This is a genomic window from Exiguobacterium sp. s168 (assembly GCF_018619035.1).
Classification (GTDB): Bacteria; Bacillota; Bacilli; order Exiguobacteriales; family Exiguobacteriaceae; genus Exiguobacterium_A; species Exiguobacterium_A acetylicum.
The window spans coordinates 21,305-28,308 of the sequence record NZ_JACSNE010000036.1 but is presented as its reverse complement, the minus strand read 5'-3'; the positions used below and the strand labels follow the sequence as shown (position 1 = coordinate 28,308).

Sequence of the window (7,004 nt, the reverse complement as noted above, 5' to 3'; positions counted from 1 at the left end):
TTTGGTGTGGTAACTCTATTCTACACGAGGTCGTTATGGGTTTTTTTTGTGTTTTCAGCTAGGTGTTGCACTTAATATTACAATTCGTCGGTTACAAATAGTTCAATGGGTTGACACTATTCGCTGCAGAATAACTGCTGTATTTATAACTGTTTTTATGAATCTCAAAGTGTAAATGATTTCCGAACGAGTTTCCTGTATTCCCAACTGTTCCAATCTTCATACCTTTAGAGACTGTCTGACCACTTTTTACCGAAAGACTATTCATATGAGCATAAACGGTTACGTATTTTTGATTCTTTAGACTATGTGAAATCATAACGTGTTTACCATATGCACCGCTGTTTTTAGAGGTAGTGACTTTTCCACTCGCAGAAGCATAGACAGGTGTGCCTTTTGTTGCAGCTAGATCAACGCCATTATGGAATGTATAACCGTAAGCGCCATTAGATTTTCCGTATCCTTGGGTCAGCCTCCCTTTAGTAGGAGAAGCAAAAAGAGACTCATTATACGTCATTTTTTTTGCAACGTGGCTCTTATATTTTTTTAGGTAAGAACTATAGATATACCGTGTGTTCCCTTTGTAAAGTACTTTTGTCCAAGCTCCTTTTTTTCCTAAATAAGAAAAAGTCTGACCAGTGTTAGTCACGCCGACTATATTGTAATTGAGAGAAGGACCAGTCCGAACACGGAGATCGTCTGTCTTTACTTTTACTTTATATGCACTACTTGCTTCAACTTTTGGGCTATGCATTGAAAAAGTTGTTGTGAGTAAGACGCTAGAAGCGATAAGTATTACCTTGTTTTTCATTAGTTGTACTCCTTTAAAGATAAAGATACGGTGACAAACGATTTGTTAAAAGGAGTATAGCATCACTATATTACAAAAAAGTGTATCAAATTCATTTCAAAAATTGATACGAGATTTAATCAAAAAATGCATAGGTTTTTCACAAACAGATTTTATGATTAAAATTAAACACATTTCTTTTTTATACATCTTAAAAAAAGATTTATTTTTTAGAGTTCGGGAGGAATTTGATGGAGTTATCTTTTTTGTTAGCTTTTGGGGCAGGGTTTTTATCTTTTATCTCGCCATGTTGCCTAGCTTTGTATCCTGTTTTTCTATCTTACATTACAGGAATTTCAGTTACAGAGTTAAAAGAAAATAAAAAGTGGAACTGGAATGGTGTTCCCCATACATTCGTTTTCTTACTTGGATTTTCGAGCGTATTTTTAGTGATGGGTTTTTCAACGTCATATTTGGCTGATTTTTTTATAGTGTATAAAGATGTTCTACGGATGAGCGGTGCACTTATTTTATTCATATTCGGTGTTATTTTAACTGGTCTGTGGACCCCAATATTTTTACTTAAAGAGCGAAGAATGAACTTAGGAAAAAGAAAGCGTGGTTATATCGGAACGTTTATTGTCGGAGTCGGATCGGCTGCTGGATGGACTCCTTGTACAGGACCAATCCTCGCTGGAGTTATTGCTTTGATCGCCACGAATCCTAGTAATGGATTTTTATATATGCTCTTTTATGTACTAGGTTTTTCTATTCCATTTTTCTTGATGTCGTTTTTGGTCGGGAAATCCAGATACTTAATGAATTATTCTTCAAAGGTTATGAAAATAGGTGGCTGGTTTATGATTTTATTAGGTATCATATTGTATTTCGATGGTCTGACGAAACTAACTACAATATTGATTGATTTTACAGGGTTTAGAGGGTTCTGACGCTCTATTTTCTATTTCGAAAGGAGATGCATCGTAAATGTCTCGTGAAAATGTCCTGATAATGGGAGTAGAGGAAAACTGGAAATTGATGGAGAACATAAAACAACTTAAACCTGTAAGTATAGATATTCATATTTCTTCAAAAGAAGGATGGGTTCGAAAGCTATTTCCTGATTTTAAATATTTTGATTCATTTTCAAAAAAAGAATCAGAAGAAGGGTATATTAGTAATCTGATTGAATATTGTACTTCTCAAGAAATAGGCTGGATTATCCCTTTAAGCGAACAAGAAGCATCTACGTTATCAAAACATAAGTTGAAAATGAGAAAAAATAACGTAGCGTTTATAACATCCTTTGACTGGGATAAAACAGTACTTCATGATTCATTTTCGGTTCAAGGTAATACTTTCACTTATTCTTTTGACCAGATAAAGAATGCGCCTGAAGGTGTAAAGGTGGGGAAAATTGATGCATATGTCGATTATCGATCTAGTGAAGTGATTTGCTGTTTTATGAGAGAAGAGTATGAACGGTACCAAGATACTGTTCTTTCATACGAGGTGTTTGCCAACTCGATTTTAGAGGAGTGCGTAGCAATAATTGCTCAAAGGCTTAATATAAAGGGTTCTTTTTCTTTCGATTATCAACGTGATTCGGAGGGAATGTATACGATTACAAAAATAGAATGTTTCATGACGCATTCTACTCGTGAGGCTATTTTTAGTGATTATGATTTCGCTAATTATTTGTGGAGCAATATTCAAGGAATTGTCCTTTTAAAAGAATCAAATGATAAAAGCTCTTTTGTGTATCGCCTAAATGAAGAATACTTTCTTTTCTAAATCTCAACAGTTTGTTTTTATATGTAATCATCTTAAATGAGAAAGGTACTTTATGAATAAACTTTCATTTAAAATAACGTTATTTTATTTTTTCGGGATTCTCATGATTTTCATTCTCTCATCTGCTATTGTATACAACATTCTTGAGCATCAACAAGTAGAAAGTGAACTGGAGAGCCTTCAAGAGAGAGGCAATAGTCATCGAGATGTTCTTTCCACTAACTTCGACAAGCAAACAGTTGAACACGTTGTTTTAATGGAGGAAAAGGCGATGACTGATGTGATTATCTTAGACAAAAATAATCAAGTCGTCGATTCATCTAACGACGCTGAACAATTTTTGAACCCGGATTGGATTCAAAAAAAGGATGGAATCGTAGAAGGTAATTGGAGAGAGGGCAAATTTTTAGTGACGGTGAGTAATATTGAAGATGGCGGTCAAATAATCATGTTAGAGCCGACGAAGTATATACAGCATTTGATGGGGGAATTGAAACAACAAGTAGTGTTCTCTCTATTCTTGTTAGTACTTTTTCTATTAGTAAGTGTTTATTTTTTGAGTTATATCATTATAAAGCCACTTTTATCAATGAAAGAGGCAACGGTAAAGTTAAGTAAAGGCGAGGTGCTGAAAATCAGAGAAGCTGAGAGAAGCGACGAAGTAGGAGATTTAGCACGAGCGATCACTAAGTTATCTGTTGATTTACGTCACATTCAAAATACAAGAAAGCAATTTCTGACTTCAATCACACATGAATTGCGTACGCCGATTACCTACATTAAGGGATATGCAGGACTCCTCAAAAAAGACGAATCGAGATTTGGAGATATTATCTATGAGGAATCCGAAAGACTTCAAGAACTGATTGAGGATTTGTTTGAACTTGCTAGATTGGAAGAGCCACATTTTCAAATAGATCCTCAGATCACAGAGATGAATGATTTCTTAAAAAAAATCAGTGAAAGAATAATTTTTAAATTTGAGGAGAAACAAGTGAAATTAATTCTTCAAATTAATAAAACTCCCATCTACAAAGAGATAGACCAAGCTAGATTTGATCAGGTTCTCTTAAATTTACTGGATAACGCGCTAAAATATACACATGCGAACAAACGCGTATTTTTAAAACTTGATGAAAACTTTATTGAAGTTACGGATGAAGGTGGTGGTGTGGATGAGCAATCACTCCCGTATCTTTTTGATCGTTTTTATCGAGTAGATTCTTCACGAAATCGTGAAACAGGAGGTACTGGGCTCGGTTTGGCTATCACGAAAGAAATAGTTGAAGCGCACAAAGGGACCATCGTAGCTATTAATGTAGAAAACGGGCTGAAAGTTGTCATTGACTTGAGGGGGATTCCAGGATGAGAACCATTGCTTTGGTAGATGATGAGAATCGAATGTTAGAACTGATTGAACTCTATCTGCAAGACAGTTATACCTGTATTAAGCTGAACAGCGGAAGAGAGATATTGAACTTGATTGATGTAGATGAGCCTGACTTAATCATATTGGATGTGATGATGCCTTTAATGGATGGTTTTGAGACCTGTCAAAGGATAAGGGAAGTTTCGAATGTACCAATCATTTTATTGACAGCACTCGACGGAAAAGAAGAAATCGTAAAAGGATTACAACTGGGAGCAGATGATTACATTGTGAAACCGTTCGACGAGGCGGAATTGAAGGCAAGAATTCAATCGATTTTCAGACGAACTACAGTTTCTTCAGGATCAAAAATCGAATCGTCGGGTCTAATCTTAAATGTAGACGCCCATGAGCTGTATTATGATAATCATTTAGTCAAAGTCACGCCAAAGGAATTTTCATTACTTGCTAAGTTATTAAAAAATCCAGAACGTGTCTATTCAAGAGAGGAACTGCTCTCAAGTTTATGGTTAGCAAATGAGTGGACAGATGAACGAACGGTCGACTCTCATGTAAGAAACTTAAGAGAAAAACTTAGGAAACTCGAGTTTCCTATTGAAGAACACTTTCGCACAGTATGGGGAATTGGTTACAAGTGGGTTCCTTAAATAAGGAGAAATAAGACAAGAGAGGAACGGTTAAAAAACCGTTCCTCTCTTGTTTATCGTTTATTCTGCAGATAGTTCGTCTTCAGTCACCCATTTATGATTTTTCACTTCTTCACCTGTAGTCGATTCGAAATCAATCATATACACTGTTGTTTGCTTAGCTGAGTCGATAGTGGCCGTAGCATCCTTCATTCCTTTCATATGATCCGCGTCTACTTTTACTTCATCGCCTACTTCATAAGGAGATGACTTGGCATCTACAATCTCTTCTTGAATAATCCATTTATGATTCGTGACGCGTTTCCCGCCATTTGTAGGGTCATAAGAAATGCTATAAGCAGTAGTATCATAAGCTCCTACAATTTTAGCCTCGGCCCCTTTCATGCCTTCCATATGTGCTTCTTTGATCATCGCCATGTCGCCAACTTTAAATTTAGGGTTTTTAGCCTCTTGGAGCCCTTTCGGAACCTCTTTCGATCCAGACATGTCCATCGTCGAATGATCCATACCGTCCATATTTTTATCCATGCTTCCTGTTGATTTAGAATCATCACCATTGCTTCCGCACGCAGCGAGTGCTAAAGAAAGCGAAGCAGCCATAGTTGTCATAAAAATCTTTTTCTTTAATTTCATAAAAATTACCTCCAATTGTTTTTTTATGCTTTCCATAGACTCTATCACATAAATTTGCAGAAACATTGCAGAGAGCAGAAAAGTAACACATTGAAAAAAACTATAAAATTCATGGGTGGAAAGACATATTTTTTTCACAATCATTCTTTAAGTTAAAGATAATAATTAATTGAAGGGAATGATCCATGTGAAGAAAAGATGGTTAATCGCAACTATCGGTATCTTTACTCTCATGATTATAGTGATTATAGTGGGCGGTTCGTATTTACTTTTTATCCGAGGTACTATGCCAAATAACAAACAGCACATGAAATCTATGATGAATGGAGGGAACACTACTACAAATCAGACTATGATGGAAGGTATGGGACATGGCGCGAGTGTCGATTTAAAATCAACTGAAGAAAAAGAGCGACGATTGAACATCCCTAAGATGCTAAAATCCGATCGTGAAACCAAGAATTCCATTCAATACACGATTGTCGCTAAACAAGGGGAGACACAGTTCTTCCGAGATAGTAAAAAAACTGAAACTCTAGGATATAACAGAAATTATTTAGGTCCTGTAGTGGAATTGAAAAAAGGAAAAATGGTAACAATCCGTACGGTGAATCGCTTATCAGAAGCGACTACATTCCATTGGCACGGTCTTGTTGTACCATCATCCGTAGATGGCGGACCACATCAGGTCGTGAAAGCTGGTGAAACGAAGGTAGTAAAGTTTAAAGTGAAGCAAGATGAATCGACATTGTGGTTTCATCCACATCCAATGGGGAAAACTGCTGAACAAGTATACAAGGGGTTAGCAGGATTGTTGTACGTAAAAGATGAAAAAACTAAAGAGACGATGCTACCTCAAAAATATGGTGAAAATGATATTCCATTAATTCTTCAAGATCGAAAAGTTAAAAACAGGAATGTCCTTGGATATGCTGATGTAGAAAAAACAGATGGGGCTTTAGGCGATACCCTCCTCGTAAACGGTACGATTAATCCATATTTCAACGTAAAATATTCGCAACTTAGAGTCAGATTGATAAATGGCTCCAATGCACGTAACTACGTAGTGAAGCTATCTGACGGTTCATCCTTTAAAAAAATTGCTGATGATGGTGGTTACATCTCAAAACCGAAAAACGTAAAGAAAATTGAATTAAGTCCAGGCGAACGTATAGAGGTATTGGTAGACTTTTCAAAAAGAAAAATTGGTGAGACTGTTTCATTTGAGACGAATGGAGTAAGGGTCGTTAACTTCAAGCTGGAGGATAAACAAGGGACGAACCTAAGTGCATTGGCGCCGAAAAGTGGATATGAAAAGCCGCTAAAGACCTTGTCTACGGTGAATCAAAAGTTAACTCTTTTCGGGATGGGCAAAAATGTTGAAATCAATGGGAAAAAGTTTGATGAGAAGAGAATCGATATTAAAGCGAAACAAGGAGAAACCGAAATTTGGGAGGTCTATAATAAAAAAGACATGATGGGTGGAATGACTCATCCCTTCCACATTCATGGAGTCCAATTCAAAGTATTAGAGCGAAACGGACAGAAACTGGATAATCAAGAAGCAGGTCTAAAAGACACTATCGCTATAAAACCAGATGAACGAGTTAAGATTCAGATGACTTTCAAGGAAAAAGGGGTATTCATGTACCATTGCCATATCCTTGAACATGAAGAGAACGGAATGATGGGTCAGTTGAAAGTGGACTAAAAAATAGGTGAATATTTTCATCTTTTCTTCACAAACTAA

Annotated in this window: 7 protein-coding genes; 5 read left to right on the top strand and 2 right to left on the bottom strand. The window is 36.3% G+C overall.

What is annotated here, in order from left to right:
- Window positions 1-91: 91 nt before the first annotated feature.
- The gene (locus tag KNQ15_RS15615) at window positions 92-811 is read right to left on the bottom strand and encodes a peptidoglycan DD-metalloendopeptidase family protein (RefSeq protein WP_047395615.1); all 720 of its coding nucleotides are present in this window, start codon (window positions 809-811) and stop codon (window positions 92-94) included.
- A 230-nt stretch (window positions 812-1,041) separates the two neighbouring features.
- On the opposite strand from KNQ15_RS15615, the gene KNQ15_RS15610 reads away from it, so the two are divergent.
- Genes KNQ15_RS15610 through KNQ15_RS15595 form a run of 4 tightly spaced genes read left to right on the top strand, consistent with a single transcriptional unit; the run spans window position 1,042 to window position 4,621 of the window.
- The gene (locus KNQ15_RS15610; RefSeq protein WP_034786404.1) at window positions 1,042-1,740 is read left to right on the top strand and encodes a cytochrome c biogenesis CcdA family protein; all 699 of its coding nucleotides are present in this window, start codon (window positions 1,042-1,044) and stop codon (window positions 1,738-1,740) included.
- Between the two features lie 37 nt (window positions 1,741-1,777).
- A complete protein-coding gene (locus KNQ15_RS15605; RefSeq protein ID WP_214730021.1) occupies window positions 1,778-2,584 on the top strand; it encodes a hypothetical protein in 807 nt (268 codons plus the stop codon).
- A gap of 52 nt (window positions 2,585-2,636) precedes the next feature.
- Complete coding sequence (locus KNQ15_RS15600) at window positions 2,637-3,953, top strand: sensor histidine kinase (RefSeq protein ID WP_050678843.1); 1,317 nt, start codon at window positions 2,637-2,639, stop codon at window positions 3,951-3,953.
- On the top strand, window positions 3,950-4,621 hold the full coding sequence (locus KNQ15_RS15595) for a response regulator transcription factor (protein ID WP_214730020.1): 672 nt from the start codon (window positions 3,950-3,952) through the stop codon (window positions 4,619-4,621). Before KNQ15_RS15600 ends, KNQ15_RS15595 begins: the two co-directional genes overlap by 4 nt.
- A gap of 60 nt (window positions 4,622-4,681) precedes the next feature.
- On the opposite strand, the gene KNQ15_RS15590 is transcribed toward KNQ15_RS15595, so the two are convergent.
- Window positions 4,682-5,254 (bottom strand): YdhK family protein, encoded by a 573-nt coding sequence (locus tag KNQ15_RS15590; RefSeq protein WP_029343434.1) that lies wholly within the window; start codon window positions 5,252-5,254, stop codon window positions 4,682-4,684.
- A 187-nt stretch (window positions 5,255-5,441) separates the two neighbouring features.
- Between KNQ15_RS15590 and KNQ15_RS15585 the strand changes: the two genes are divergently transcribed.
- Complete coding sequence (locus KNQ15_RS15585; RefSeq protein WP_214730019.1) at window positions 5,442-6,965, top strand: multicopper oxidase domain-containing protein; 1,524 nt, start codon at window positions 5,442-5,444, stop codon at window positions 6,963-6,965.
- Window positions 6,966-7,004 lie beyond the last annotated feature (39 nt).

Coding starts and splice junctions, on each gene's coding strand:
- KNQ15_RS15600 (WP_050678843.1), top strand. CDS start 2,637: ATGAATAAACTTTCATTTAAAATAACGTTATTTTATTTTTTCGGGATT.
- KNQ15_RS15610 (WP_034786404.1), top strand. CDS start 1,042: ATGGAGTTATCTTTTTTGTTAGCTTTTGGGGCAGGGTTTTTATCTTTT.
- KNQ15_RS15595 (WP_214730020.1), top strand. CDS start 3,950: ATGAGAACCATTGCTTTGGTAGATGATGAGAATCGAATGTTAGAACTG.
- KNQ15_RS15615 (WP_047395615.1), bottom strand. CDS start 811: ATGAAAAACAAGGTAATACTTATCGCTTCTAGCGTCTTACTCACAACA.
- KNQ15_RS15605 (WP_214730021.1), top strand. CDS start 1,778: ATGTCTCGTGAAAATGTCCTGATAATGGGAGTAGAGGAAAACTGGAAA.
- KNQ15_RS15590 (WP_029343434.1), bottom strand. CDS start 5,254: ATGAAATTAAAGAAAAAGATTTTTATGACAACTATGGCTGCTTCGCTT.